This is a genomic window from Haloferax sp. AS1 (genome assembly GCF_014530665.1).
Classification (GTDB): Archaea; Halobacteriota; Halobacteria; order Halobacteriales; family Haloferacaceae; genus Haloferax; species Haloferax volcanii.
Map to the genome: position 1 here is coordinate 1,298,576 of NZ_SPSA01000001.1, position 25,234 is coordinate 1,323,809.

Here is a 25,234-nt window from a genome sequence, read left to right on the forward strand (position 1 = left end):
CGAGATTATCTCGTTTCGCCGCGTACTGTGTCCCATGTTCACTCGCAACAGAGGTGTGTCGTGAACGCGGCGTGGCGGCGGAAGGTCCGCCGGGAGTGGGACGCGTTGACCGGCGGCCCGCTGTCCGCGACGTGGTGGGTGACGAAGGCCGGCCTCCGGGTCGCGTTCGCCGAGGCGATATTCATGGTTCTCGTGTTGCTGAACAACGACGCGGACGCCCTCTCGGCCGTCGCCGACGGCGAGGCCTCGGTGTTCTCGCTGGTCGCGCTCGTCCTCGTGACGCCCGAGTACCTCGCCATCGCGGGCATCGTCTTCGCCGTCGCGCTCTTGCTTCCGTTCCTCCCGCGGCGCAACGAAGCGACCAACCGCTGGGAGTAGGCCGTAACGCGTCATCGAGACGGCCGGCGACGACCCCACTCCCGAAGTGCCGCCGCGACCGACCCAGCTCACGCCAGTCGCGCCCGATAGTAACTCGAATCGGGATTCGGGACGGTCACATCGCGCACGTCGAGGCCCGCCTCGGCCGCAACCGCCCGGAGTCGTGCGGGCGAGACGAGAACGAAGTCGAGCATCGGTCCGTGGAGGTCGCCGTATTCGACGCGGAACGTCCGTCGAGCGACGCCCTCTCGCGGGTCTGACCGGTAACCGAAGAAGCGCTCGGGGTCGGTGCGCGTCGGGTCGTAGGAGTCCACGACGACCTCGCCGGACGGCGAGGTGAGGTCGGCAAACGACGCGAGCAGGTCGGCGAGTCGATCCAGCGAGCCCGCGAGTCCGACCTGCGTCCCGTTGGCGAGGACCGTCTCGAACCCTCCTGCCGACGAACCCGCTCGGCTCGCCTCGACCGGCGGGTCGAACATATCGCCGACGACCGCCGTCTCGACGCCGCGCTTGCGGGCCGCGCGAACCGCGTTCGGACTCACGTCGAAGGCGACGACCTCGCCGCGCTCCTGTACGGCGAGGGCGTGCTGGCCCGCGCCGCATCCCACGTCGAGGACTGGGGTCCGAAGCGAATCGACGAACTCGCGCTTCGCGGCGGACCACCGCTCGGACGGGACGAGATAGTTCTCGTAGACGTGCGCGTCGCCGGCAGTACCACGGGCGTCGTCGCCGGCGCGGTAGACGCACGGCGCGCGCAGACTGCCGCGAACCCGGTCCAACATCGCCAGTCCGAGGGCGTCGTCGGCCATGACGACTCGTTCGTCGCCCTCGTGTAAATTATATTTAATGTGTTATGAGGTATTAATCAACAAGGCCAGAGGAGGCGAGAGGGAGAGGACGAGGGCGAGGAACGTCAGTCCAGCCGGTCCAAGTCCCCGTGTAGCTCGCGGTTCATCACGTCCGCGACGAACAGTCGGATGCGCTTGTGGAGTTCCGCTTCGGTGTCGTAGGTCTCGACGCGGAGGTCCCAGCGGGCGCGCGCCGCGCGAATCATCTCGCTCGTGACCGTCGCTTCGTGGACGAAGACGATTCTGTCGCCGTGGGTCTCTGAGAGCCGTTCGAGTATCGACCCCGCCTCCTCGCCGACGCCGAAGTTGTGGCCGAGAAACGGCAGCACGAACACGGTGGCGTTGCTCGCTGCGGCGAACGCGAGCGACTGCGTCGCGGCGTCCACCTCGTCGGTGCTGAGGTCCACGTCGACGGCGAGAAAAGCGTTCACGCCCGGGTCGGCGCGGAGCGTTCCTTGCACCCGCCGGAGGAGCGCGAGCGCGTCGTCCACCTCGTCCCGCGCGGCGAACAGCTTTCGAATCGGGCCCGGGAGGTCGTCGATGTCGCTGGCGGCGAGTTCCTCCTCCGAGAGGACGTAGTTGAGGTTGAACGACTTGTACGGACCCATCACGTAGACGAGAAACCGGTCGTAGGTCGTTCGCCCGAGCGCCGCTCGTATCTCGTCGCGCGAGATGGCGTCCGTCATGGACACACGTACCGCGCGGTAGTATATAAAGTCGGGATTTTTCAGCGGAGTTCGACTCAAGAACTGTTAAACCGACACGCTCCGTCTAGCGAACCGAGATGGCGACGAACGACCCGGTCGATTCGGACGGCCTCCCCGAGGACCCCGCCGAATTGCTGCCGCCGACGAGCGTCCTCACGCTGGACGAGTACCTCGACATGCAGGCCGCACTCGGCGACCGGACGCGCTTTACCCTGCTGTACCGCCTGGTCCACTTCGGCGAGCGAAGTCCGAAAGCGCTGGCCGAGGCGCTCGACGTGCAGGCGAACACGCTGCACTACCACCTCAACAAACTCGTCGACGCCGGGTTGGTCGAGAAGCGAAAGCGGTCGCAGGCCGACGACGAGGGGCTGTTTTCGTACTACCGCGCCACGTCGCTCGGCTCCGACATCCTCGAACACGGCGTCGAGGAGCTCATCCGGCGCGAGCGCGACTATCGGGACGCCTACGCGTCGGAGTAGCAGCGTCGCGGGCGACCGCCGCGTCTCAGCCCGCACCCGTCTACTGCCGAAGCCGCCGCCTATTTGGCACTCGCTCGCACAGGCTGAAGCGATGTCCAATCTCCTCCCCGAGGAAGCAGAGGAAAAGCTCGTCACCGTCTGCCGCACGGCCGTCGGCGACAGCCTCCGCTCGCTCACCTACTTCAACCGCTTCGACTACGTGCAGGTGTACCTCCGCGAGGACCTCGAACAGGAGGCCGACCTGAACTCCTTTATCGGCAACGAGTGGCACGACTTCAAGATGACACAGGACGCCTACCGCGGGTCCGAACTCGGCGATTACGAGTACACGATTCGCGTGTTCGAAAACGGCTACCTCGTCCGCATCACCGTCGAGGACTTCGGCGTCTTCGTCACGACCGACGGCATCTCGATGCAGGACTTCGAGGCGCTGGCGGCCGCGACGACCGAGATTCTCGACGAGTGGGCCATCGAGGAGTAAGCGTCGAACCCGGCCGCTCTGTCAGTCCCAGAACGACTGCGTCCGGGCGTACTCGCGCTCCCGTTCGAGGATGTCGCGGTAGAAGTCGTCTTCGTCCTCGCGGAGCTTGTTGATGATGCGCGCTGCGTTGTGCGGGCCGACCCCGCGGGCCGCGAGCGCGACGACCGCCCGCTCGCCGTGGGTCTGCACCAGACTCGCCGAGCGGTAGGCCCGCTTCGTCAGTCGCTCCTGTTCGTCGTCTTTCTCCGGCGCGCGAACCGCTTTCACCGTCTCGTCGTCCCACGGGTTGAGCGCGGCGACGCGGGTCGCGCCGCACTCGGGGCACGTCACTGGCTCGCGGACGCGCTTGACCTTCGTCTTGCGAGTCCAATCCTTGCAGTGGAGACACGCCAACAGCACGCGGTCGTTCTGAATCCGGTCGCGGACCGTCTCGATGACGCTCGCGTCGGCGTTCTCGGGAACGAGCAGGTCGGTCCCCGACCCGCGGCCGCCGGTGCCGATGGCGGTCGGTTCGCGGGCGACGGCGAGTTCCACGTCGCCGTCGCGGACGCGGCGGAGCAGTTCGACCGTCTCCTCGACGGCGAGGTCGGTGTGGAACACCTCGCGGACGGCCTCGTCGTAGACGGGCGTGTCCTCCAGCGCGGCGAGGAGGCGGTCGCCGCCGAAGCGGCCCTTCCCCTGATAGCGCTTGAGCGCGCCGAACTTCGCGGCCACCTGCGCGAGCGTGAACTTCAGCGAGTCCGACCGCTTGAGCGCGAGTTCGAGCAGCGCCTCGACGTGGTCGGGGTCGGTCCCGCGGAGCACCTCGGCGAACGTCGTCGGGCGGACCTTCCCCGGCACGTCGAACTCGACGCGGTAGGGGTCGACCTCCATGCCGACCGAGGAGCCGGTTCGCTGGCCGATGAGCGCCGACAGGAGCCTGCCGAGCGTCTCGTTCACCCGGTGGCCGTACGGCGAGTTCAGCGTCACCTTCCGGGGCGAGCCTTCGAGGACGAGCCTGTTCGCGGTCGGAATCGGCGCGTCGGCTTCGACCTGTCTTTCGATGGGGCCGAGCGCCGACCGGACCGTGGCTTCGTCGGTCGGGTAGCGCATGGCGATGTCGCGGGCGACGGCCTCGTGGTCGGCCCCGGACGCGAACTGCGGCGCGGCCACGTCGCGGAGTTCGCCCACCTCGCCGGCGACCGGCGCGGGCACCGGAATCTCCGAGCCGACCCACGACGGCACCTCGCCGCCGGGGTCCTCGATGGGCGAGACGTTCACCCGCGCCTCCTCGTCGTCCACGTCGTTGACGCGCCACATCTCGCCGCGCTGGATGAACGTCGCGCCCGGCGCGGCGAAGTTGAGGACGAACTTCTCGTCGAGCGTCCCGATCTGCCGGCGCGAGGAGATGTCGTGGACGTCGTAGGTCTCCTCGTCGGGAATCATCGAGAGGTTGGCGTAGAAGTACTGCCACGTGCCGCCGGACTTTTCGAGGAGGTCCTTGTCCTCGTCGAGCCAGAGGAGGCGGTTCCCGGAGAGTTCGCGGACGACGGCGCGGAAGTCGTCCTCGTCGAGGTCGCGGAAGGGGTACGCCCGCGTGATAATCTCGTAGGCGCGGCGGGCCGACACGTCGCCGTAGTCCATGACGACGCCGACGATTTGGTTGGCGACGGTGTCGAGGCTGCCGTGGTGGACGCGGGCGGGTTCGACCTCGCCGGAGACGGCCCGCCGGGCGATGGCGAGCGCTTCGAGCGTGTCGTCGGGGTGGTCGGTGACGACGGTCCCGCGGGAGACGACGCCCAAGCGGTGGCCCGCGCGACCGACTCGCTGGAGGAGCCGCGACACCTCGCGCGGACTGTTGTACTGGACGACGTGGTCGACCCGGCCCACGTCGATACCGAGTTCCATCGACGACGTGCAGATGAGCGCGTCCAACTCGCCGGCCTTGAAGCGGTCTTCCACGTCGATGCGCACGTCCTTCGACAGCGAGCCGTGGTGGACCTCGATGGGGTCGCCGAGCGACTTGAACCGCGAGCCGAGCGCCTCCGCGGTCTGTCTGGTGTTGACGAAGACGAGCACCGACTCGTGGTCGCGGACGATATCTCGAATCGTCCGGACGTGACTCGCTATCTCGGGGTCGGTGGCGAGTTTCCCCGCCAGCGCCTCGTCCTCGTTCGTCACCTCGGGACGGACCACCTCGAACTCGACGCGGTTGTCCACGTCGACCTCGATGACCTCGAACGGGCGGTCGCCGGTCAGGAACTTCCCGACCTCGTCGGGCGACCCGACCGTCGCCGAGAGGCCGATTCGCTGGAACGCCCCGGCCAACTCGCGGAGGCGCTCCAAACCGATTGTCAACTGCGCGCCGCGCTTGGCCGACGCGAGTTCGTGGACCTCGTCGACGACGACGTGGTGGACGTCGGAGAGGGCCTTTCTGAGCTTCTTCCCCGTGAGCATCGCCTGCAACGTCTCGGGCGTCGTCACCAGCACGTCCGGCGGGTCGTTCGCCTGCTTCTGGCGCTGGTACTGCGTGGTGTCGCCGTGGCGAACGTCGATGTCGATGTCGAGCCGTTCGCCCCACCAGTCGAGTCGCTCGCGCATGTCGCGGTTCAGCGCCCGAAGCGGGGTGATGTAGAGCGCCGAAATCCCGAATCGGTCATCGGCGTCGGCGATGGCCGAAAACACCGGCAGCATCGCCGTCTCGGTCTTGCCGGTGCCCGTGGGCGCGATGATGAGGCCGTGTTTCCCGTCCGAAAGCGGGGGAATCGCCCGGCGCTGTGGCTCGGTGGGCGTCGTGAAGCCGCGCTCCGAGAGCGCGTTCCGAACGGGCGACGAGAGCGTCGCGAAGGCGTCCATTCCGGCGGCGGCCTCGCCGTCTGGCATCGCCCGAGGTTACGGTTCGAGGCGATTAAGCGCACCGCTCGGGGCGGTCCCCACCGGGAGATTCATGTCGTCCGTGAATCAATTTCGGGCGTGTCCCCGAAACGAGCCTACTGGTTCGCGTTCGTCGTCTTCGGACTCTCGGCCGCCGTCGGCGTCGCGCTCGACCTCGCAACGGGAGCCGCCGATATCGGCACCGCGGCGGCGGCCGCCGGCGCGGTCACCGTCATCTATGGGGCGGTCGTCGCCCTCCGCGACCCCGACCGCGCCCGATTTCCGTCCGATTGGGGGCCGCTCGTCTACCTCGTCGTCGCCGCCGCCGGGCTCTACACGGTCGGCATCGCCTTCCAACTGTACGCGGTGGTGACGTGACGCCCGAACGGTCCTTTTGGCTGTCGCAGGCGGGCTTTACCGCTGGAAACCTCTTCATCGTCCTCGGCAACCAACGGGGCGACCTCGCGGCGTGGCAACTCGTCTTCGCCGCGGTGCTCGTGCTCTCGGCGCTCTGGTTCGTCGGCTACGCCGTTCGAGAGCGGGAGAAGGGTGTGCCGGAGTTCTTCCGCGAGTGGACCGGCTGGCAGCGACTCGCCCGCGTGGCGAGCGTCACCGTGTTCGTGCTCGGTACGCTCACGTTCGTCTTCGCGTAGGCGGGTCGGAAAAACGGGAAGCCGCGGTTAGCGACCGCGACGACCCGAGTCAGACGTTCCGGTAGTCGCCCAACCGCGTGCCGTCGAGCAGGTAGGCCTCGCCGTCCGCGAGGCCGTCGGGTAGGAACGGCGAGAGAAAGCCCTGCCCGGGGACGTTGACCCACGTCCCGCCCGAGGTGTCGTTGAACGCCGGGAACACCACGAGTTCGGCGTCGGCTCGCGCGACTTCGGCGGGGGCGACCTCGTGGTGTTCCGCGAACACTTCGGGAGCGAGAGCGCCGCGGAGCCAGACGCGCTCTTTCCGCGCGCCGCCGACCTCGTCTTCCAGCCTGACTGCCGGGTGTTCGTGGGCCGAGCAGACCACGTCGGCGGCGAGCACTTCCCGCGAGGGCCACGTGTGGCCGTGGCAGAATCCCACGTCGCCGAGGCGGACGCCCGCGGGGTCGGTCACCTCCACGTCGTCGTCACCGAAGAAGTCCGCGAGGCCGCCGTCGTGGTTGCCGGGGACGACCGTCAGTTCGGCGCGGTCGGCCACGGCGGCCGCGAAGCCGCGGAGTTCCTCGGCCTCGTCGCCGTCCGGGTCGCCGATGCGGTGGCCGAGGTCACCGAGGACGACCAGTCGGTCGGCGTCGGTCCGGTCGAGAAGCGACAGCAGGCGCTCGCGGCGGACCGCGGCCTTCGACGGGAGTTCCACCCCGCGTTCGTACCGCAGGCCGGCCTCGATACCGGCGTGGTAGTCAGCGACGACGAGCGACCGTTCGGGGAATCCGCGCCTGCTCGTCCGCGCTACCGCGGCGGGATGGTCGGGAATCGGTTCGACGAGCGGTTCCGGCACGGCCTCAGATGGCCTTCAGCACGCCGTCCTGCGGCTCGTAACACCGGCCGCCGAGGAGCGCCTCCTGGATGGCGTCTTCGACCGCGCCGGGGTCCGCGCCGTGCTCGTCGACGACGGCCGCGACGACCTCGTCGCGGGTCGCGCCGTCGCCGTCGTCGAGGTCGTCCATGGCGTCCACGACGACCGATTCGAGGTCGATGTCCTCGGCGGACTCGTCGGCGTCGGCGTCAGCGTCGGCCTCGTCTTCGTCCCCGTCCGACGCCGCGTCGGGCGTCGGCTCGGGTTCGGGTTCTGGTTCGGATTCGACCGCTGGTTCGGGTTCCGCGGCGGCGGTCGCGGGTTCCGGTTCCGGTTCGGCGGCCGCGGCGGATTCGTCTTCGAGTTGCTCTGTGAGGTCGTCCGCGTCGGGCACGTCGATGTCCGCCTCGCCGGCGGGGTCGACGTCCGCGCCGGAGGTGAACTCCGTGCCGAACTCGGATTCGATTTCGGCCCGCTCGTCCTCGTCGAGTTCGTACATCCCGTCTGGGTCGACCGAGTCGTCGGCGTCGGCGTCGGCGGACGCTGAGTCGGTCGAATCGGTCGAATCGGTCGAACTGGTCGAATCGCCAGCCTCGGGGTCGGGGTCGTCGAAGCCGTCGTCGAAGTCGCCGAGGGTTCCGCTTCCCGAGTCGTCGAGCGAACCGGCGTCGGTCGCGCCCGCGTCGGGGGCGTCGTCTTCGAAATCACCGAGCGCGCCGTCGTCGGTCCCGGCGTCGAAGTCGGGCTCAGACTCGGTGTCGAGCGAGTCGGTCACCGGTTCGGGTTCGGACGTGAGGTCGGGTTCCGCGGCGGGTTCGGATTCGGGTTCTGCCGCGGGTTCCGGCTCCGGTTCGGCATCGACCGTCGCGGACGGCTCAGACGCCGGTTCCGGCTCGGACGCCTCCGGATGGCCCTCGGTCGAAGTCGTCGTCTCGGCGGCGACCGGCTCGGGGTCGGATGCAGACTCCGGCTCGGAATCGGGTTCTGCGATAGGCTCGGATTCGGACTCCGGCTCGACGGCCTCGGATTCGGCACCGTCGTCGAATTCCGGCTCCGAATCGAGCGTTGCGGCCGGTTCGGAACCGGATTCGTCCTCGAACTCGCCCGCGTCGGCTTCTACCTCGCCCGCGTCCGCCTCGTCGACCTCGATATCGACGCTGTCGGCCGGTTCGAGGTCGAGTTCGGGGAGCGGGCCGAGCACCGCGTCGCCGCCGTCGCCGGGTGCGACATCGAGTGGGTCCACTTGGTCGCGGTCGCCCGCGACGAGTTCGAGCGCCTGCACGGCGACTTCCCGCAGGGCGTCGAGGTAGGTTCGGGTCGTCCCGTAGTGGTCGATAGCGCGGGGGACGCCCGCCGCGAGCGTCGAATCGACGCCGCGGGCTTCGAGCGCGCGGGTCAGGTCGTCGCCGCGGTACGGCATCGATAGCGCCTCGTCGAACACGGCGATGCGGCGGAGCGTCGCCTCGGCGGCCGAGACGATCCACCGGTCGCGCACGTCGGCGTCGACGGTGTTGACGCTCTCCGGGCGGACCGAGGAGTAGACCACGTCGGCGTCGTCAGGTTCGTACGTCCGGGCCTTGCCCGCGAGCGAGACGAACGCCGGGGGCGTCGCCGCGTCGAGGTAGGCCATCGGCTCCGGTTGGTACTGCCCGGCGTAGGTGACGAACGCGCCCGTCGGGTCCGCGATGCGCCCGCGGAGCACCTCGTCGTTGACGTGTTCGACCTCGGTGAGCACGCCCGCGACGAACGTCCGGTTGAGCCGCGCGCCGGTGGGCGTGACCACGTAGTTGGGCGCGCGCTCCTCGTCGCTCTCGGAGTACGACAGCGACGCGTCGTCGAACTCGGCGGCGAAGACGCGGTAGGCGATTTCCCGCGTGCCGACGACCGGCGAGGCGCTCATGCGCGCACCTCCGTGAGGAGGGCGGCCGCGCGTTCGGCCGGGTCGTCGTCGGTCTCCTCGAACTCGTCGGCTTCGAGGTTCGCGCCGTACTCGTCCACCGAGAGGTTCCCGCGGACGCGGTACTCGCGGCCGACGAGCGTGTCGGCGATGTCGTCGGCGACGACTTCCTTGTCCATCGCCTCGCGGGCGGCCTCCATCGCGTCGGCCATCGTCCCGCCGTAGATTTCCTCGGTGAGGTCGCGGTCGAGGATGGCGGTCACCGTGCCGGTGCCGTCGTCGAGAATCGCCTTCACGCGCATGTCGTCCTCGCCGTCGACCTCGCCGTGCTGGCGGCACTGGCCGTTCTGGACGACGCGGCTACACTTGGGACAGCGCTCGATGAGCCCGGAGCCGTCGCGCACTTCGAGGACGTTCCCGAGCAGTTCCACGTCGAACATCCCGCCGGCGTCGACGGCCTCACCGATTTTCAGACGCGGCGCGGAGTCCGTCACGGAAACGGGGTCGTCGAGCACGTCGAGCGTCGTGAACTCCGAGAGGTTCACCTGCGGCACGCCGCGGAACTCGCGGACGTACACGTCCGAGAGACGCAGGCTCGCGCCCTCCTCCACGTCTGGGCGGGGAGCCCAGTCGGTGAAGGGAAGCCGGCCGGTTTCGTCGGCGACGACGCCCGAGAGGATTGTCGTCTCGCCGTTGCGGCCGTCGATGGTTCGCGAGTCGACTTCGAGGACGCGGACCTCGACGGTTCGGCCGCGGTCGCCGGCTTGCAGGTCGATGAGGTCGGCCTCGCCGCCGATGCGGTCGTCGTAGGGCGTCTCGACCGTCTCGGACTCCACGCCGACCGTCGAGGACGCGCCGATGTTCAGTTCGGGCTTGCCGTCCCACTCGCGGACGCCGGCGTTACCGATGACGACGGAGTCGCCCGGTTCGAAGCCGAAGTCCTGCCACGCGGTGTAGGAGATGACGCCGGACTCGTCTGCGAGTTCTCCCTCGCGGATGGTCTGTTCGTCGCCCTGATAGACGATAGAGCGGGTGCCCACGGTGAGCACGCGGACCGTCACGGAGACGTTGCCGCCGTCGGGGTCGATGTCGGCGATGCGCTTCGTCGCGGGCGCGCCGTCGCTCCCGCCGGAGCTGCCGCCGCCGTGTTTCCGTCGGACGCTCTGTTTCGCCTCGTCGAGCGGGACGCTGTACTGCAGCAGGTTCTGCAGGTCGGATTTGACCTCCTCTTTGTCGACACCGAGGGCGGAGGCGAGCTCCTCGGCATGCTGGTCGAGTTCCATCGAGTCGGGATTCGCCCCCGTCGGATAAAAAGTGTTGCCGGGCGACCGGCCGCGGGCGAATCACTAAGTGCTCGCGTGCCAGTTGGACTCGTATGTCGAACGACGAGGGGCCGGACGCCGGCGACGCCGACGAGGAGGTCTCGTTTTCCGTGACCATCGAGGACGGCTGGACGACCATCGTGATGGAAGGTGACAAGGACTCCGCGGTCGTCGTCCAGTCGGCGTCCGGCGAGCGAATCTACCTCCCGCCGGAGGGGTTCGACGCCGAGGCCGCAAGCGACAGCGCCTACCAGTCGTCGGACAGCCCCTACCAGTCGGCGTACGACTCGCCGTACCAGTCGGTCCAGACCGACGACTCGCCGTACCAGTCCGCCCGCGGGACGATGCCGCGAGAGGGGATGGTGCCCACCCGCGGCGGCTACCGGATTCGCCACCCCGAGCCGGTGACCGACGTGCGCCTCCTCCGCTGAACGCGGGGCGACCGGCCGGACGAATTGCCAAGTGCCGACTCCTCGACTCCGATTTTGCGTCAGTTCGCGTCCGATTCGGCGGCGTCCGCGTCGGTGGCGTCGACTTCGTTGTCCGCCCCGGCCGACGAGTCAACGTTCCCGTCGAGGATGCTGTGGTAGTACTCCACCGTCTCGTCGACGACGCGGTCCCACGTGTACGGTTCGTACTCCGGTTTCCCCTCCAGCGAGAGGCCGTACTCGATGCCGTCGGCGATGGAGCGCGAATCGGGTTCGACCTCGATAACGCAGTCCTCCGGGAGGACCTCGGCTGCGCCGCTTTCCGTGGCGACGACGCGGGTGCCCGTCGAGAGCGCCTCGACGATGGTGATGCCGAACGGTTCGGACAGCGACGGCGAGACGAACAGGTCCGCGGAGGCGTAGTAGTCACCGAGCGCCTCCTCGGGGACGTAGCCGGCCCACTCGATGCGGTCTTCGACGCCGAGCAGCTCTGCGAACCGCTTGAGCTGGGCGGTGAGGTGGCCCGACCCGCCCATGACGAGCGTCACGTCGTCGCGGGCGAGTTTCTCCATCGCGTAGACGAGATGCGAGATGCCCTTCTGGTCGGTGTGGCGGCCGACGAAAAACAGCATCTTCCCGTCGATGCCGAGTTCCGCCTTGAGGTCGCGACCCGTCGTCTCGCACTCGGAAAAGCCGTTGTAGATGACGTGGCAGTCGCCGCCGTACTCCCGTTTGACCTTGTCGGCGAGGAGTTCGCTCACCGCGAGCAGGTGGTCACAGCGCTCGGCGATGCGGCGCTCGGTTTCGACTTCCCGCTGCGGCGGGTCGATGTTGCGGTCCGACGAAAGCGAGTGGAACGTGGTCACCCACTCCACGTCCTCGTTGTTCGATTTCGCGCGCGACCCCGGTCCGTAGCCGAACCAGTCGTGCGTGTGGACGATGTCGGCGTCGGCGGCGCGCTCCGCGAACGTCGACCCCAGCCGTCCGATGCGGGTGATGATGTCGCCCTCGCCCGTCGGGACCCCGACGATGCCTTCGCGGTCCGGCGCGTACTCGGCCGGGAGCACGAGTTCGATGTCCACGTCCTCCCGGTCTTCGAGTCGCTCGAACATCTCGCCGACGTGCGTGTCGAGCCCGCCGCTGACGTTCGGCGGAAACCCCCACCCCAGCATCAGGACCTTGGCAGTCATAGATGACACAATGTACCACAGAGGCCTATTTAATTCCTGTCCGGCAACACCGTGAGAGCGCCTCACCGAAAGGCGTTTTCGCCGCGGCGACGACCCGCGAGTATGCACGTCCACGTCAACGCCGCCGCGAGCCTCGACGGCAAGCTCTCGTCTCGACGCCGCGAGCAGGTGACGATAAGCGGCGACGACGACTTCGCCCGCGTGGACGAGATTCGCGCGGCCGCCGACGCCGTCGCCGTCGGCGTCGGAACCGTCCTCGCAGACGACCCGCATCTCACGCTCGACGACCCCGGCCTCGTCGCCGCCCGCGAGGACCGCGGCGACTCGCCGCATCCCGCCCGCGTCGTTGCTGACTCGCGCGCCCGAACCCCGACCGACGCCCGGATTCTGGACGACGCGGCGGCGACCTACCTCCTCGTCTCCGAGGCCGCGCCCGGAGGCCGGCGCGAGGCGCTCGAAGCCGCCGGGGCGGAACTCGTCGTCGCGGGCGCGGAGCGGGTGTCGCTCCCCGACGCCTTCGACGCGCTCGAAGCGCGCGGCGTCGACCGACTCATGGTCGAGGGCGGCGGCGAACTCATCTTCTCGCTGTTCGAGGCCGGCCTCGTCGACGAACTCACGCTCTACGTCGGCTCGCTGGTCATCGGCGGCCGCGACGCGCCGACGCTCGCCGACGGCGATGGGTTCGTTTCCGACTTCCCCCGGCTGTCGCTCCGCGACGTGGAGCGGGTCGACGACGGGGTGCTTCTGACCTACGACTGCTGAGTCTGCGCCTCCGCCTCCGCCTCGTCCGCGAATCCGACCGTTTTCGCCGCGAATGCGGCGTTTCGCGGTCGTGCGTCGCCGCGCAAACAGGCGCAATGGGTAAGAGTGTCGCGCCGATACGTGGAGATATGAGCACTCCGAAGACAACCGACGCGCCTATCCATATCGAGAGTTCGGACCAACTCGACGAACTCGTCGCCGACAGCGCGGTCGTTCTCGTGGACTACCACGCCGACTGGTGCGGCCCGTGTAAGATGCTCGAACCCACCGTGAAGGAAATCGCGGAGGAGACCGACGCCGTCGTCGCCAAGGTCGACATCGACGAACTCCAAGAGCTGGCCCGCGAGCAGGGGATTCGCAGCGTCCCGACCCTCCAGTTCTACGCCGGCGGCGAGCAGGTCAAAGAGGTCATCGGCGTCCAGAGCAAAGAGGACCTCGTCGACATCATCGAAGCCGCCGCGTAAGCGGGCGTCAGCTCCGTTCGGCCCGATTCTCCGTTTATCTCTCACGGCGAGCGACGGCGCGGCGCGCGCTCGGAGCGTCGTCGCTCGTGGGGTCGGCTCGGTCGAAAGGCGATGGTAGAAGGCCGCTCAGAAGGGCGCGTCGGACACGTCGGGTTCGAACCCCGCGCCCGGCTCGTCGTCGTAGAAGCCGCCGGTCGAGGCGTGGACCGCGTCTATCTCCTCGAACTCGGCGACCATGCGCGACTTCAGCGCCTGAATCGTCATCGGGGAGATACCGCAGCCGGAACACGCGCCGGTGAGGGAAATCCACACCTCGCCGGTCTCCTCGTCGATGGCCTCGATACCCGCGTCGCCGCCGTGCATCTCGATTTGGGGGAAGTTCCGCCGCATGAACAGGTCGAGCCGTTCTTCGAGGGACTTCTCCGACGCCTGCGAACTCATACGAAGACGTGGGGCGCGGGCGAGCATAACGATTGCTCCGAACGGGGCCGCAGCGAATTTTGCGTGACGCCGCCGAGGGCTTTTTACCACGGAGAGAGAATCGGAAGCTATGATTTCACTCGACGAGGCAGTCACGGCCCGCCTGGAATCTCACGGCGCGCGGTTCGAGGTGCTCATCGACCCGGACGCGGCGCTCTCGATAAAGCGCGGCGAGTTCGACGGCGACCTCGAAGAGGTCATCGCCGCCGAAGACGTGTTCGAGGACGCCTCCCGCGGCGACCGCCCCGCCGAGAACGACCTCGAGAAGGTGTTCGGGACGACCGACCCGCTGGAAATCATCCCCGAGGTCGTCAAACAGGGAGAGATTCAAATCACGGCCGAACAGCGCCGCGAGATGCAAGAACAGAAGCGCAAGTCGCTCATCAACCGCATCGCCCGCAACGCGGTCAACCCCCAGATGAACGACTCGCCGCACCCGCCGGAGCGAATCGAGCGCGCGCTCGAAGAGGCCGGCTTCAAAATCGACCCGATGGAGCCCGTCGAGTCGCAGGTCGACGACGCGCTCGACGCGCTCCGCCCCGTGTTGCCCATCAAGTTCGCCGAGGTCACCGTCGCCGTCCAACTCCCCGCCGAGTACGCCGGCAGCGGACAGGCGCAGATTCGGAGCTACGGCGACCTCGAACGCGAGGAGTGGCAGAACGACGGCTCGTGGGTCGGCGTCATCACGTTCCCCGCGGGGATGCAAAACGACTTCTACGACAAGGTGAACAACATCACGAGCGGCACGGCCGAGACGCGCATCGTCAAGGACGAAGACGAACTCTGAGACGGGACAGCGCGTCTTCGAGACGCGTCGATTATCCTTTCTTGAAGCCGACGAGGAAGCCGCCGGAGAAGCCGGCGGAGACGGACAGCGTCGAGAGAATCGTCGAAATCCAGTCCGGCGGCGCGCCGGTCGCGGCGTCCTGCGTGGCGCTCACGAGACCGCCGGTGAGGCGCTCCCAGTCGACGGTGATGATGCCCCGCGATTCGAGGAATTTGAACACGGCGAGTTCGAGACCGACGATGACGGCGATGAGCTTGGCGATTTTCTTCGCCGCGAAGCCGATGATGCCGCCGATGACGGCCCCGCTCCCGAACTCGATGCCGAGCTGCTGCGGGTCGATGCTCAGTTGTAAGGGGTCCATACGGCGAACATCCCGCCCGTCGGCATAAGTGATTTGTGAGGAGACTGTCGCCATCATCGAACTGTCAGGTCGCGCCCGGGCAACCTACAAGAGTCCCGGCGACCAAACGCGGCCATGGAACGGGAGGTGACGGGACGCCATCTCGACGCGTGACCCCGGCCGAGCGGGGCTTAAGTGCCTCCGGCGGCTAGTACCGACTGACACAGTGCAGGCTACGTACCCCACAATCGAGGTGCGGCGATGAGTCGCGTCATCGTCGCGAAGCGCGTCGACCGCGGCGACGCCGACCTGACGGAGATATCCGACCTCGCCCGCGCGGCGGGCTACGAGGTGGTCGGTGAACTCACGCAGACCCGCGAAGAGGACGCCGCGTTCCACTTCGGCGAGGGGAAGGTCGGCGAGTTAGCGTCGCTCGTCGCGCGCGAAGACGCCGCCGCCGTCGTGTTCGACAACCGGCTGGGCCCCTACCAGACGTACAACATCGCCCAGAAGCTCCCGGACGACGCGGAGGTCATCGACCGCTTCACGCTCATCCTCGACATCTTCGGCCAGCGGGCGAACACCCGCAAGGCGCAGTTGCAGGTCGAACTCGCCGAGCTACGCTACGAACTGCCCCGCGCCGAGGCGAAGGCGTCGCTGGCGAAGCGCGACGAGCGCCCCGGCTTCATGGGCCTCGGTGAGTACGACGAGAGCCGCGAGCAGGACATCAAGGCCCAGATTTCGCGCATCAAGAACGAACTGGACGCCATCGCGGACAAAGAGGAGACCCGGCGCGAACAGCGCCGCGAATCCGGCTTCGACCTCGTGGCCCTCGCGGGCTACACGAACGCCGGGAAGTCGACGCTGATGCAGCGGCTCGCCGCCGACCTCGAAGTCGGCCAGAACGACGACCTCCACCCGGACCTTGACCCGACCGCGGAGTCCCAAGACAAGCTGTTTACGACGCTCGGGACGACCACGCGCCGCGCCGAGACGGGCAAGCGAGACGTGCTTCTCACCGACACGGTCGGGTTCGTCTCGGACCTCCCCCACTGGCTGGTGGAGTCGTTCAAGTCCACGCTCGATTCGGTCTACCGGGCCGACCTCGTGTTGCTCGTCGTGGACGCCTCCGAGCCCATCGAGGAGATGCGCGAGAAACTCGTCACCAGCCACGACACGCTCTACGAGCGCAACGAAGCGCCCATCGTGACCGTGTTCAACAAGGTGGACAAGGTCGACGCGGCGGAACTCGACGAAAAGCGCGCGGCGCTGTCGGCGCTCGCGCCCAACCCCGTCGCCGTCTCGGGGCTGACCGGCGAGAACGTCGAGGAACTGGCCGCCCGCGTCGAGGACGAACTGCCCGCGTGGGAGCGCGAGCGCCTCCTGTTGCCGATGGCAGACGACACGATGAGCCTCGTCTCGTGGCTCTACGACCACGCCCACGTCGAGACCGAGGAGTACGAGGGCGAACAGGTCCACGTCGAGTTCGAGGCGCGCCCGGCAATCGTCGAGAAGGCGCGGGCGAAGGCGTCCGACCTCTCCGTGCCGGCCGACTCGGCCTGAGTCGCGTCCCCAACGCTGGCCCCACCGACCCGCCGATTCGGCTCGGCTCAGTCGAGCGTCTCTTTTTCCTTCGTGACGACCTCCACGTCCGAGATTCGCGTCCCCGGATACTGGCCGTCGTCGTCTTTCTCCGCGGCCTTCACCATGTCCCAGACGACGTTGAGTCCGGTCGTCACGCCCTCTAACGCCTCCATCTCACAGCCCGTCTTCCCGGTCGTGCCGACGGTGACCGAGAGCGTGACCGACTCGTCTCCCACCTCGAACTCGGTGTCGACGTTCGTGATGGGTATCTGGTGGCACATCGGAATCGTCTCCCACGTGTGTTTGACGGCCTGAATCGCGCCGATTCGGGCGGTCGCCAACACGTCGCCCTTTCCGATTTCGTCGTCGCGGATGGCCCGAACCGTCGCGGCGCTGAGGTGGATGGTCCCGCGGGCGACCGCCCGGCGGCGGCTGTCGGGCTTCGCGCCCACGTCGACCATCTGGACGTTACCCTCCTCGTCGACGTGCGTCAGGTCGCGGTCGTCGCCGTCGGCCGACTCGTTCGACTCCGCACCGGCGCGCTCGTCGCTCATGCTTCCTCACCTCGTAGAGCCGCGGGCAGTCGTTCGAGCAGGTCGGTGGCGACGAGGCCGCTGCCGAACGCCTCGGCGGCGAGGTCGCCCGCACGGCCGTTCGCGTAGGCCGCGACGGCGGCCGCGTCGAGCGGGGGCAGGACGGCCGCGAGCGCGCCGGTCGCCCCCGCCAGCACGTCTCCAGTGCCGCCGACGGTCATGCCGGGGTTCCCGGTCCGGTTGACGCGGACCGCGTCGCCGTCTGAAACCACGTCGTACGCGCCCTTCACGAGGAGCGTGTGGCCGAGGTCGGCGGCGAACTCGCGGACGAGGTCGCTCCGCGTCTCCCAGTCGGCGTCGGTCTCGCCGCCCATCTTCCGCAACTCTCCCTGATGGGGCGTACAGATGAGCGTCGCCTCGGTGTCGACCTCGGGGACGACCTGAAGCGCGTCGGCGTCGACGACGGCGGTCCCCTCGTAGGCGGCGAGGAACTCCCGGACCGCGGCGAGCGACTCGTCGGCGTCGCCGAGGCCGGGGCCGAAGACGACGGCGTCGCGGTCGGCGGCGAAATCGAGCAGGTCGGGGACGTGTTCGGGCGCGAGTCGGTCGCCCGAGAAGCCGCGGACGATGAGGTTCTCCGAGTAACCCTGCACCTCGCGGGCGACGGTCTCGGGGCAGGCGACGCGGGCGAGGTCCGCGCCGGCTCTGAGGGCCGACTGCGCGGCGAGCGCGGGCGCGCCGGTGTACGGACCGCCGCCGACGACGAGCACGTCGCCGTGGTCGCCCTTGTGGCTCTGGGCGTCGCGGTCGAGCGCGAGGAGGTCGCCGGGACCGGTGAACAACTCGGCGGCCTCGGGGATGCCGATGTCGGCGACGACGACCTCGCAGTCGAGGTCACCGAGACCGGGCTTGTCGTCGTGGAAGGTGACGACCCGGTCCGCATCGACAACGAGGCCCGCCGCGTCGCCCGTGTCGGCGTCGACGCCGGAGGGCACGTCCACCGCGAGGACGGTCGCGGACGACTCGTTGATGGCGCGCGCGGCCGTCGCCTCGGGTTCGCGGAGCGCGCCGGTGACGCCGGTGCCGAGCATCGCATCCACGACGAGGTCCGGGTCGCCGAGGTCGACGGCGGCCGAGTCGGTGACGGTCCGGCGGTCGGCCTCGCCCGCGACGAGGGCGTCCCAGTTCTCGCGGGCGATGTCGGTCGAAATCGTCTCGGGGCGGCCGAGCAGGTGGACGGTCACGTCGTACGCCTTCAGGAACCGCGCGGCGACGAGCGCGTCGCCGCCGTTGTTGCCGCGGCCGGCGACGACTGCGACCGACGCGCCGGGGTCCGCGAGGTCGCGGCACGCCCGCGCGACGGCGTTCCCGCTCGACTCCATGAGCTGTTTCCGCGGCACGCCGAGCGCCTCGGCGTTCAGGTCGACCGCGGCCATGCGTCGACTCGTAATCATACGCCCCCGTTCGCCCGGCGGCGCGTTAACACATGTGGTCGCGGGTCGGATTCGCAACGTTTGACTCGGGGGCGACTGAGTTCGAGGTAGTGACTCGCCGCCTCTTCGGAACTCTCTGCGGACTCGTCTTCCTCGTCAACTTCGGCCGCGTCGCGTTCCCGCCGCTCGTCGAGACGCTCCAGACCCAGTTTTCTGTCGGCCCGGCGACCATCGGCGTCGTGACGAGCCTCGTCTGGCTCGGCACCGCCATCCCGCGCATCCCCGTCGGCTACCTCCTCACGCGCGTCTCGCGGTCGAAGGTCGTCCTCGGGTCGGGCACGCTCCTCGTCGTCGCCGCGGCGTTCACCGCGAGCGCGACGTCGGTGCTGACGCTCCAAATCGGCGCGTTCGGCCTCGGCCTCGCCTCGGGCGCGTACTTCGTCTCCGCGACCCCGCTCGTCGGCGAACTGTACCCCGAGCGCGTCGGCCGCATGGTCGGCATCCACGGCGCGGCCAGTCAGGTCGCCGCCGTCGTCGCCGCGCCCGTCGTCGTCTTCATCCTCGCGTCGTACTCGTGGCGCGAGACGTTCTGGGTGCTGGCGGCCGCCGGCGCGCTCGTGACGCTCCTGCTCTACGCCGTCTCCCGCGACGGGAGCGCGGGGGCCGGCACGGGCGCGGACCGCGACTTCTCCGCCGCACTCGGCCACTGGAAGCTCATCCTCACGGGCATCCTCCTCATCGCGCCCGCGGGGTTCGTCTGGCAGGGCCTGTTCAACTTCCTCGTGTCGTACATGACGCAGGCGAAGGCGTTCGACGCCGCCACCGCGAGCACGATGCTCACTATCGTCTTCGCGGCCGGCGTCCCCGCGTTCTCGCTGTCGGGCCGCCTCGCGGACAACCTCCCGCACGTCCCGTACATCTTCGGCCTGCTCGTCGCTTTCATCGGCGCGCTCGTCGCCCTGACGTACGCGCAGGGCTTCGTCGCCGTCGCGGCCGTCGTCGCGGTGCTCGGCTACGTCATCCACAGCCTGTTTCCCGCGCTGGACACGTTCATGCTCTCGTCGCTGCCGAGCGACGCCCGCGGGAGCGCCTACGCCGTCTTCAGCGGCGCGGCGCTCCTCTTGGAGGCCAACGGGAGCGGCGCGGTCGGCTTCCTGACCGAGGCGAACTACGCCTTCGAGGCGGTGTTTCGGACGCTCGCCGGGGGGCTCGCGGTGTTCGTCGCCGCGCTCGCCGTCCTCTACGCGGTGAACCGGCTCCCCGGTGTCGACCGGGCCGACCTATCGAGTGACTGATAGACGAAACGATTTACTTCCCCCCACCCGTGATGTCAGTTGTATGTCAGGGTCGCGGCCGACTGACGGGAGCGTCGATACGACCGGTGAGTCAGACCCCCGGGTTCACTGGCTCGACGACGACGAGACGGCGCAACTCCTCGGGAGCCTCTCCTGTGACACCGCCCGCGACCTGCTGTCGTGTCTGCAAGAGTCGCCCGCGACGGCGACCGAACTCGCGACGCGGGTCGACACCTCCGTCCAGAACACTCGCCACCATCTCGGGAACCTCATCGGCGCAGACCTCGTCCGCGTCGCCGACACCCGCTACTCAGAGAAGGGTCGCGAGATGAAAGTGTACGCCGCCGCCGCCCCGTTCGTCGTCTGTATCGGCGGCGACGGGGACGACCGCGAGGCCTTCGCTGAGGTCGTCTCCGCGTTCCTCGAATAGCTCGGTTCGCCTCGCGTCCCGTGCGCCGGGGGCTCGCTCTCGCGCGAACGTTCAAGTACGGGTCCGCGACCAGTCACCGACACCCCTATGGCCGTCGCAACTGGACCACAGAGCGTGACCTGGCAGGAGGTGTTCGGCCACCCGGAGGCGTACCCGGAGCAGGCCGACGGAATCGAAACCGCGATACAGACCGCCCGAGACGACGGGTTCGCCGTCGTTGAGGGCGCGTGCGGGACCGGCAAGACGATGCTCGCGCTCACCGCCGGCATCGACCTCGTCCGCGACCCCGACTCCGACTACGAGCGCGTCTTCGTCCTCACGAGCGTCAAGCAACAGCTCCGGCAGTTCGAGGCCGACCTCCGAACCATCAACGAGAACCTCCCGACCGACTGGAAGCCCGTCTCGGGGCTCACGCTCGTCGGCAAGTCCGACGTGTGTCCTTACAGCCGCGAGGGCTGCGGCGGCATCGACGACGCGACCGTCTACGACCGCTGTGAAGCCCTCCGCGACCGGACCCGCGGGCTCGTCGGCGACGGCGGCCGGACCAGCGCCGAGGCGCTCGCCAAAGACGCCCGCGAGCAACAGACCGGCCTCCTCGACACCGGCTCGACGGCCGCGGGCCCGGACTACCTCGAAACCGCGGGCGACCCGACGCCGTACCCGACGTCGATGCCGGAGTACGAGGACGTGGAGTACTGCCCCTTTTACGCGAACTTCCTCGCTGACCTCCCCGAGGACGGCGACCCAATCGAGGCCGTCCCCTTCGACTTCGACGACAAGGGACTCGTCGGGACCGAAGACCTCGTCTCGCTGGCCGCGGGCGCGGGGTCGTGTCCGCACTCCGTGATGGGCGCGCTGTTGCCCCACGTCGAGGTCGTCGTCGGCAACTACTACCACGCGTTCGACCCGACGACCGTCGGCACGTTCACCGGCGCGCTCGTCGACGACTCGACGTTCGTCATCTGCGACGAGGCGCACATGCTCGAACCCCGCGTCCGCGACCTCGTCTCCGTCGGCGTCGGCGACCGGACGCTCCGCGACGCCGAAAGCGAGTTCACGCGCGTCATCCAGCCCGTGAAGTTCGACGACGCCGGCAAGTCCACCGTCGACGCCGACCTCGTCCGCGGGGAGCTTCAGGAGGCCGACGTGACGCTCCGCGAACTGGAGGAGACCCGCGACTTCATCCGCGACCTCCGCGAGGAGCTCGACCGGCGCGTGACCGCCCATCTCGACCGCGAGTACGGCGGCTGGCGCGCCGACCCGACCGAACTCGACGACGAGGAGCTCCCGCTGCGCGACCCCGAGGAGCCCGGCGTCGACGAACTCACCGAGTGGGCCGAGGAAAGGGGCCACGACGAGGGAACGTGGGTCCGCGCCGAGGCGACCGGCTCGGCGGTCGCCCGCATCCTCGACTCGGTCGAAGAGGACGACAAGCGCCGGGCCGCCCCCGCGGCGGGGCGGGCGCTTTCGACGTGGGCCTACGCCGACCACGAGAAGCACTTCCGCGAAATCGAACTCGAACGGACGTGGGACGAGATGGAGCCGCCGGAGTCGTGGCGGCGCGCGTACAACGCCCGGCTGTCGGTCCACAACTGCGTCCCCGGCGAGGCCATCGCGGAGCGCCTCGGCGACTTCGGCGGCGGCGTCCTCATGAGCGCGACGCTCGAACCCATCGACGTGTTCCGGCGCGTGACCGGCCTCGACGCCCTCGCCGACGACGGCCGCCCGGTGGCCGAGCGGACGTTCGGCCTCGGCTTCCCCGAGTCGAACCGCGCGAGCTTCGCCGTCGACGTGCCGAAGTTCACCCACAGCAACCGCGGGCCGCCCGGCGAGGAAAACGAGACGCGACTGGCGTACACCGACGCCGCGGTCGAGGTGTGCGAGCGGTCGCCGGGCAACGTCCTCGTCGGGATGCCGAACTACGCCGAAGCCGAGTGGATGGCGGGCGCGCTCGAAGCCCGCGTCGATAAGCCCGTCCTCCTCGACGAGTCGTCCGACGACGGTGCGACGGAGCGACTCAAGCGCGACTTCTTCGGCGGCGAGGGGAAAGTGCTCGTGACGAGCCTCCGCGGCACGCTCACCGAGGGCGTCGATTACAGCGGCGACAAGCTCTCGGCCGCGGTCGTCTGCGGCGTCCCGCTCATCAACACGTCGTCGCCGCGGACCCGCGCGGTGAAGACCGCCTACGACCGCGAGTTCGGAGACGGCTTCGAGACGGCCTTGACCGTTCCCGCGGTCAGAAAGGCGCGACAGGCCATCGGGCGCGTCATCCGCGGCACCGACGAGGTCGGCGTCCGCGTCTTCGTCGACGCTCGGTACGCCCGCGACTCGTGGAACGGCGTCCGCGACTACCTACCGGCACAGGAGCGCGAGGAGTTCAGACCCGTCAGCCCGGACATGCTCGGCTTCGGCCTCGACCAGTTCTGGTCGTCGGTCGAGTAGTCGCGGCCGGGGTCGCGCCGCGGCGGCGAGCGGACAGTCGTCAGGAGAGCGTCAGCGTTCGTCGTCCCACGCGTCCCGGCAGTCGTCGTCGCAGAAGTGCCGCGCCTGCACAGCGTCGTCTTCGACCCACGTAACGACGTGATGCGTCGGGTTGTTCGCAATCGGCTCCCCGCACGTCGCGCAGGTCGGGGCGTCTTCCGGGTCTACGTTCGCTTCCAAATCGGACGTGGGATCGACCATTGACACCCAGATGGCGGTTCCGGGCACTTCAACCCGTCTCCGCCGGCAGAAGTCGCCCGACGGCGCGCCAGACAGCGCGCCCGACGCAACGAAACTGTGGAATCCACACCTGCGCGTCGGTGTGCACGGCTATGTATCACTCCGTACTCCCACTTGGTGCAACGTTTTGTAACCCACCGGTATTGTCAATGCCTACCACACTTAGTGAAGGTTATGTAATCACGGTCGCGTTTGTGTACGTGACGGCGAATGTCCGAACTGCCCGCATCTCAGAACTCGGTTGCAGGGACCGCTGACCGCGCCGGCGCGGATACCACCGGAGACCGCTTCCTCCATAGTGTCGTCGTCTCCTATCGAGGGAGCCCGGACCAGGTCACCGTCTACCCCCGACGCGATAGCTGCTGCGACCGGATGGAGGCGTGGTTGACCGCCGACGCCGACGCGTTCGTCTCGCTCGACGAGATGTGCTGAGTCGTCGACGCCGACGCGGTCGATGCGCCGCCGACGAGCGTTTCCGCCGACGCTCGCCCCCCTCCGACGCCGCGTCGGCTCAGTCGACGAACTCGGCGTCGGACAGCGTTTTCTGTACCGCTTCTTCGCCCACAGCCGCCGCCAGCGCCTCGAAGCCGGCGCGCTCGGCGCGGTCGCGGGCGTTCGCCACCAGCCGCGAGACGATGAACTCCGGCGTGGACTTGCCGACCGTCCCGAACCGCGGCTGGTAGTCCACGCGCAGTTCCAACTCGTCGGTCAGCCCCTCGGCGAAGATGCCGTCGATGCGCGCCTCCGGCGGCAGCGGGCTCAGTTCGTCCGCGAGGTGCGTGACGTAGACGCCGAAGGCGTCGCGCTCGACGGTGAGGTTCACGAGGCCGTTGAGCAGGTCGGCCGCGCGCCCCGGCTCGGTGATGGCCTCGAACTCGTCGACGAGCATCAGCGTCCGCCCGTCGCCCGACAGCGGCGGGACGATGGACTTGAGCGTCGATTCGAGCACGCCCGCGTTGAAGCTCGCGTGCCGGCGGTGGAACACGACCGAGTCGAACCGGCCGACGACCGCCGACTCCGCGGGGACGGGAAGCCCCATCGACGCGAGGATGGCGACCTGCGAGAGCGTCTCCAAGAGCGTCGTCTTCCCGCCGCTGTTGGCCCCCGTGAGGACCGACACGCGGTCACCGACCGGCGGCGTCGGCCCCGACGCGCACGCGAGTTCGTGGTCACCGACGGCGTAGGAGACCGGCTGTGGGTCGTCGATAAAGAGGTTGCGCGCGCCGCAGACCGCCAGCCCCGTCTCGGCGATGTCCGGCGGCGTCAGGTCGTACTCGTCCGCGAACCGCGCGAGCGACAGCGACAGCGCGACCTCGTCGACGGCCTCGACCGCGAGGTCCACGTCGTCGCGGGCGGCCCAGATGCGGTCGCGGAGCTCCTCCGCGACGGTCTCCTCGCGGGCGGCGGCGTCGGCTTCGAGGTCCTCGACGAGCGCCCGGAGCGACGCGCTCACGAAGTCGGTCGCGTCGCGGGCGTCCTCGGCGGCGACCGCCTCGACCTCGCCGCGCGAGAGGTCGGTCTCTTGGGCGACGTACTGGACGAACGCGGCGCGGAAGTCGTCCAGCGAGCGGACGCCCCGCGACTGGACGGTTTCGAGCACGTCGAACGAGCCGGATTGGAGTTCCTTCGCGGTGTCGAGTCTGCTCCGCAGGCTGTCGAGGCGGTCGTCGGCACCCGCGGCGACCGAGCCGTCGTTGTCGACGTAGCCGAGCGCCCCGAGCGCATCGCGGAGGGCGTCGGGGTCGGCTTCCGCGAGCGCGTCGAACGGCTCGCCGCGGAGTCCGGCCTCGCGGAGTTCGAGCGCCGCGCGAACGGCGGCGCGTTCGGTCTCGCCGGCCTCGTCGTAGTCGCGGAACGCCGCCTCGATAGCGTCGCGGGCGTCGTCGTCGAGGTCGGCCCACGCCTCCCGCGCCGCGAGGATGCGATCGAGGCGGTCGCGCCGGGCCTCGACGGTCGGCAGCGGCGTCAACACGCGGATGCGGTCGGCGGCGTGTTCGGTCAGCGCGCGGTCGCTCGCCAGCGACAGCAGGTCGTCGTACACGTTGCGGGCGTCGCGGGTCGCCAGCGCGTCGATGCCGGCCTGCCCGTCGGCGCGGCGGAGGATGCGAACCGCCCGCCCGCGGGTGACGCCGGCGTCGACGAGCGCCCGCACGTCGGCCGACTCGATGGCGGCGACCGCCCCCTCCCTGCCGAGCGCCGATTCCAGTCGGTCCGAGGTCTTCGGGCCGACGCCCCAGTAGTCTTCGAGTCGCATACCGGGGGCGTCTCACCGGGCGCTCTTAGGTCCACCCGTCGGGCGGTGCCGCCGCTGTTCGA

General features: G+C 69.0%; 27 protein-coding genes. 14 read left to right on the forward strand and 13 right to left on the reverse strand.

All coding sequences use genetic code 11. The features are described 5' to 3' along the window. The first annotated feature begins 60 nt into the window (after positions 1–60). On the forward strand, positions 61–378 hold the full coding sequence (locus E4P24_RS07000; protein WP_188148291.1) for a hypothetical protein: 318 nt from the start codon (positions 61–63) through the stop codon (positions 376–378). A 68-nt stretch (positions 379–446) separates the two neighbouring features. On the opposite strand, the gene E4P24_RS07005 is transcribed toward E4P24_RS07000, so the two are convergent. Together E4P24_RS07005 and E4P24_RS07010 are read right to left on the reverse strand one after the other, a co-directional pair. Then, positions 447–1,187 carry a bifunctional 2-polyprenyl-6-hydroxyphenol methylase/3-demethylubiquinol 3-O-methyltransferase UbiG gene (locus tag E4P24_RS07005; RefSeq protein ID WP_115859976.1) on the reverse strand — a complete coding sequence of 247 codons (741 nt, stop codon included), beginning with the start codon at positions 1,185–1,187 and terminating at the stop codon, positions 447–449. A gap of 104 nt (positions 1,188–1,291) precedes the next feature. Beyond that, a complete protein-coding gene (locus tag E4P24_RS07010; RefSeq protein WP_188148292.1) occupies positions 1,292–1,912 on the reverse strand; it encodes a hypothetical protein in 621 nt (206 codons plus the stop codon). Between the two features lie 98 nt (positions 1,913–2,010). On the opposite strand from E4P24_RS07010, the gene E4P24_RS07015 reads away from it, so the two are divergent. Next, entirely contained in the window at positions 2,011–2,412 is a 402-nt protein-coding gene (locus E4P24_RS07015) for a helix-turn-helix transcriptional regulator (RefSeq protein ID WP_004977202.1), read from the forward strand. A 91-nt stretch (positions 2,413–2,503) separates the two neighbouring features. Beyond that, complete coding sequence (locus E4P24_RS07020; protein WP_004043606.1) at positions 2,504–2,893, forward strand: hypothetical protein; 390 nt, start codon at positions 2,504–2,506, stop codon at positions 2,891–2,893. A gap of 21 nt (positions 2,894–2,914) precedes the next feature. Here the strand turns inward: E4P24_RS07020 and E4P24_RS07025 are convergent, their stop codons facing one another. Next, complete coding sequence (locus tag E4P24_RS07025; RefSeq protein WP_188148293.1) at positions 2,915–5,755, reverse strand: DEAD/DEAH box helicase; 2,841 nt, start codon at positions 5,753–5,755, stop codon at positions 2,915–2,917. Between the two features lie 90 nt (positions 5,756–5,845). Here E4P24_RS07025 and E4P24_RS07030 point away from each other — a divergent pair, with 90 nt between their 5' ends. Both E4P24_RS07030 and E4P24_RS07035 read left to right on the forward strand, forming a co-directional pair. Further along, on the forward strand, positions 5,846–6,124 hold the full coding sequence (locus E4P24_RS07030; RefSeq protein WP_004063541.1) for a hypothetical protein: 279 nt from the start codon (positions 5,846–5,848) through the stop codon (positions 6,122–6,124). Then, positions 6,121–6,399: a hypothetical protein gene (locus E4P24_RS07035; RefSeq protein ID WP_115859972.1), complete on the forward strand. Its 279-nt coding sequence runs from the start codon at positions 6,121–6,123 to the stop codon at positions 6,397–6,399. The genes E4P24_RS07030 and E4P24_RS07035 overlap by 4 nt, the downstream gene beginning before the upstream one ends. Before the next feature lie 49 nt (positions 6,400–6,448). Here the strand turns inward: E4P24_RS07035 and E4P24_RS07040 are convergent, their stop codons facing one another. The 3 genes from E4P24_RS07040 to E4P24_RS07050 are packed head-to-tail and all read right to left on the reverse strand — an operon-like array spanning position 6,449 to position 10,432. Then, positions 6,449–7,234 carry a metallophosphoesterase gene (locus E4P24_RS07040; protein WP_188148294.1) on the reverse strand — a complete coding sequence of 262 codons (786 nt, stop codon included), beginning with the start codon at positions 7,232–7,234 and terminating at the stop codon, positions 6,449–6,451. Between the two features lie 4 nt (positions 7,235–7,238). Further along, complete coding sequence (locus E4P24_RS07045; RefSeq protein WP_188148295.1) at positions 7,239–9,152, reverse strand: rpa-associated protein; 1,914 nt, start codon at positions 9,150–9,152, stop codon at positions 7,239–7,241. Then, positions 9,149–10,432, reverse strand: coding sequence for a Single-stranded DNA binding protein (locus E4P24_RS07050; protein ID WP_006600333.1), 1,284 nt, complete (start codon positions 10,430–10,432; stop codon positions 9,149–9,151). The genes E4P24_RS07045 and E4P24_RS07050 overlap by 4 nt, the downstream gene beginning before the upstream one ends. A 92-nt stretch (positions 10,433–10,524) precedes the next feature. On the opposite strand from E4P24_RS07050, the gene E4P24_RS07055 reads away from it, so the two are divergent. Beyond that, complete coding sequence (locus E4P24_RS07055) at positions 10,525–10,902, forward strand: hypothetical protein (RefSeq protein WP_004043599.1); 378 nt, start codon at positions 10,525–10,527, stop codon at positions 10,900–10,902. Positions 10,903–10,961: 59 nt separating this feature from the next. Here the strand turns inward: E4P24_RS07055 and E4P24_RS07060 are convergent, their stop codons facing one another. Beyond that, positions 10,962–12,071, reverse strand: coding sequence for a glycosyltransferase family 4 protein (locus E4P24_RS07060; protein ID WP_004063528.1), 1,110 nt, complete (start codon positions 12,069–12,071; stop codon positions 10,962–10,964). 120 nt (positions 12,072–12,191) lie between these two features. Between E4P24_RS07060 and E4P24_RS07065 the strand changes: the two genes are divergently transcribed. Continuing rightward, positions 12,192–12,851 (forward strand): 2,5-diamino-6-(ribosylamino)-4(3H)-pyrimidinone 5'-phosphate reductase, encoded by a 660-nt coding sequence (locus E4P24_RS07065; protein ID WP_006600332.1) that lies wholly within the window; start codon positions 12,192–12,194, stop codon positions 12,849–12,851. Positions 12,852–12,979: 128 nt separating this feature from the next. Further along, the gene (trxA, locus tag E4P24_RS07070; RefSeq protein WP_004043596.1) at positions 12,980–13,315 is read left to right on the forward strand and encodes a thioredoxin; all 336 of its coding nucleotides are present in this window, start codon (positions 12,980–12,982) and stop codon (positions 13,313–13,315) included. Positions 13,316–13,441: 126 nt separating this feature from the next. On the opposite strand, the gene E4P24_RS07075 is transcribed toward trxA, so the two are convergent. Further along, positions 13,442–13,756 (reverse strand): NifU family protein, encoded by a 315-nt coding sequence (locus E4P24_RS07075; RefSeq protein WP_004063526.1) that lies wholly within the window; start codon positions 13,754–13,756, stop codon positions 13,442–13,444. 109 nt (positions 13,757–13,865) lie between these two features. On the opposite strand from E4P24_RS07075, the gene E4P24_RS07080 reads away from it, so the two are divergent. Beyond that, a complete protein-coding gene (locus tag E4P24_RS07080) occupies positions 13,866–14,582 on the forward strand; it encodes a ribosome assembly factor SBDS (protein ID WP_004063525.1) in 717 nt (238 codons plus the stop codon). Positions 14,583–14,613: 31 nt separating this feature from the next. Here E4P24_RS07080 and E4P24_RS07085 read toward each other — a convergent pair whose 3' ends face one another. Continuing rightward, a complete protein-coding gene (locus tag E4P24_RS07085; protein ID WP_004063524.1) occupies positions 14,614–14,943 on the reverse strand; it encodes an FUN14 domain-containing protein in 330 nt (109 codons plus the stop codon). 240 nt (positions 14,944–15,183) lie between these two features. Here E4P24_RS07085 and hflX point away from each other — a divergent pair, with 240 nt between their 5' ends. Then, entirely contained in the window at positions 15,184–16,485 is a 1,302-nt protein-coding gene (gene hflX / locus E4P24_RS07090) for a GTPase HflX (RefSeq protein ID WP_188148296.1), read from the forward strand. 47 nt (positions 16,486–16,532) lie between these two features. On the opposite strand, the gene moaC is transcribed toward hflX, so the two are convergent. Further along, complete coding sequence (gene moaC / locus E4P24_RS07095) at positions 16,533–17,060, reverse strand: cyclic pyranopterin monophosphate synthase MoaC (protein WP_115802530.1); 528 nt, start codon at positions 17,058–17,060, stop codon at positions 16,533–16,535. Then, positions 17,057–18,493: an NAD(P)H-hydrate dehydratase gene (locus E4P24_RS07100; RefSeq protein ID WP_255409743.1), complete on the reverse strand. Its 1,437-nt coding sequence runs from the start codon at positions 18,491–18,493 to the stop codon at positions 17,057–17,059. The genes moaC and E4P24_RS07100 overlap by 4 nt, the downstream gene beginning before the upstream one ends. An 89-nt stretch (positions 18,494–18,582) precedes the next feature. On the opposite strand from E4P24_RS07100, the gene E4P24_RS07105 reads away from it, so the two are divergent. The 3 genes from E4P24_RS07105 to E4P24_RS07115 all read left to right on the forward strand — a co-directional run bounded on the left by E4P24_RS07105 (position 18,583) and on the right by E4P24_RS07115 (position 22,639). Then, entirely contained in the window at positions 18,583–19,767 is a 1,185-nt protein-coding gene (locus tag E4P24_RS07105) for an MFS transporter (protein WP_115802532.1), read from the forward strand. Between the two features lie 43 nt (positions 19,768–19,810). After that, complete coding sequence (locus tag E4P24_RS07110; protein ID WP_006600329.1) at positions 19,811–20,197, forward strand: winged helix-turn-helix domain-containing protein; 387 nt, start codon at positions 19,811–19,813, stop codon at positions 20,195–20,197. A gap of 87 nt (positions 20,198–20,284) precedes the next feature. Beyond that, on the forward strand, positions 20,285–22,639 hold the full coding sequence (locus E4P24_RS07115; RefSeq protein WP_115802533.1) for an ATP-dependent DNA helicase: 2,355 nt from the start codon (positions 20,285–20,287) through the stop codon (positions 22,637–22,639). Between the two features lie 51 nt (positions 22,640–22,690). On the opposite strand, the gene E4P24_RS07120 is transcribed toward E4P24_RS07115, so the two are convergent. Further along, a complete protein-coding gene (locus tag E4P24_RS07120; protein ID WP_004063509.1) occupies positions 22,691–22,879 on the reverse strand; it encodes a hypothetical protein in 189 nt (62 codons plus the stop codon). Positions 22,880–23,128: 249 nt separating this feature from the next. On the opposite strand from E4P24_RS07120, the gene E4P24_RS07125 reads away from it, so the two are divergent. Further along, the gene (locus E4P24_RS07125; protein WP_049896080.1) at positions 23,129–23,350 is read left to right on the forward strand and encodes a hypothetical protein; all 222 of its coding nucleotides are present in this window, start codon (positions 23,129–23,131) and stop codon (positions 23,348–23,350) included. A gap of 79 nt (positions 23,351–23,429) precedes the next feature. On the opposite strand, the gene E4P24_RS07130 is transcribed toward E4P24_RS07125, so the two are convergent. After that, entirely contained in the window at positions 23,430–25,172 is a 1,743-nt protein-coding gene (locus tag E4P24_RS07130) for a DNA mismatch repair protein (protein WP_188148297.1), read from the reverse strand. Positions 25,173–25,234: the final 62 nt, after the last annotated feature.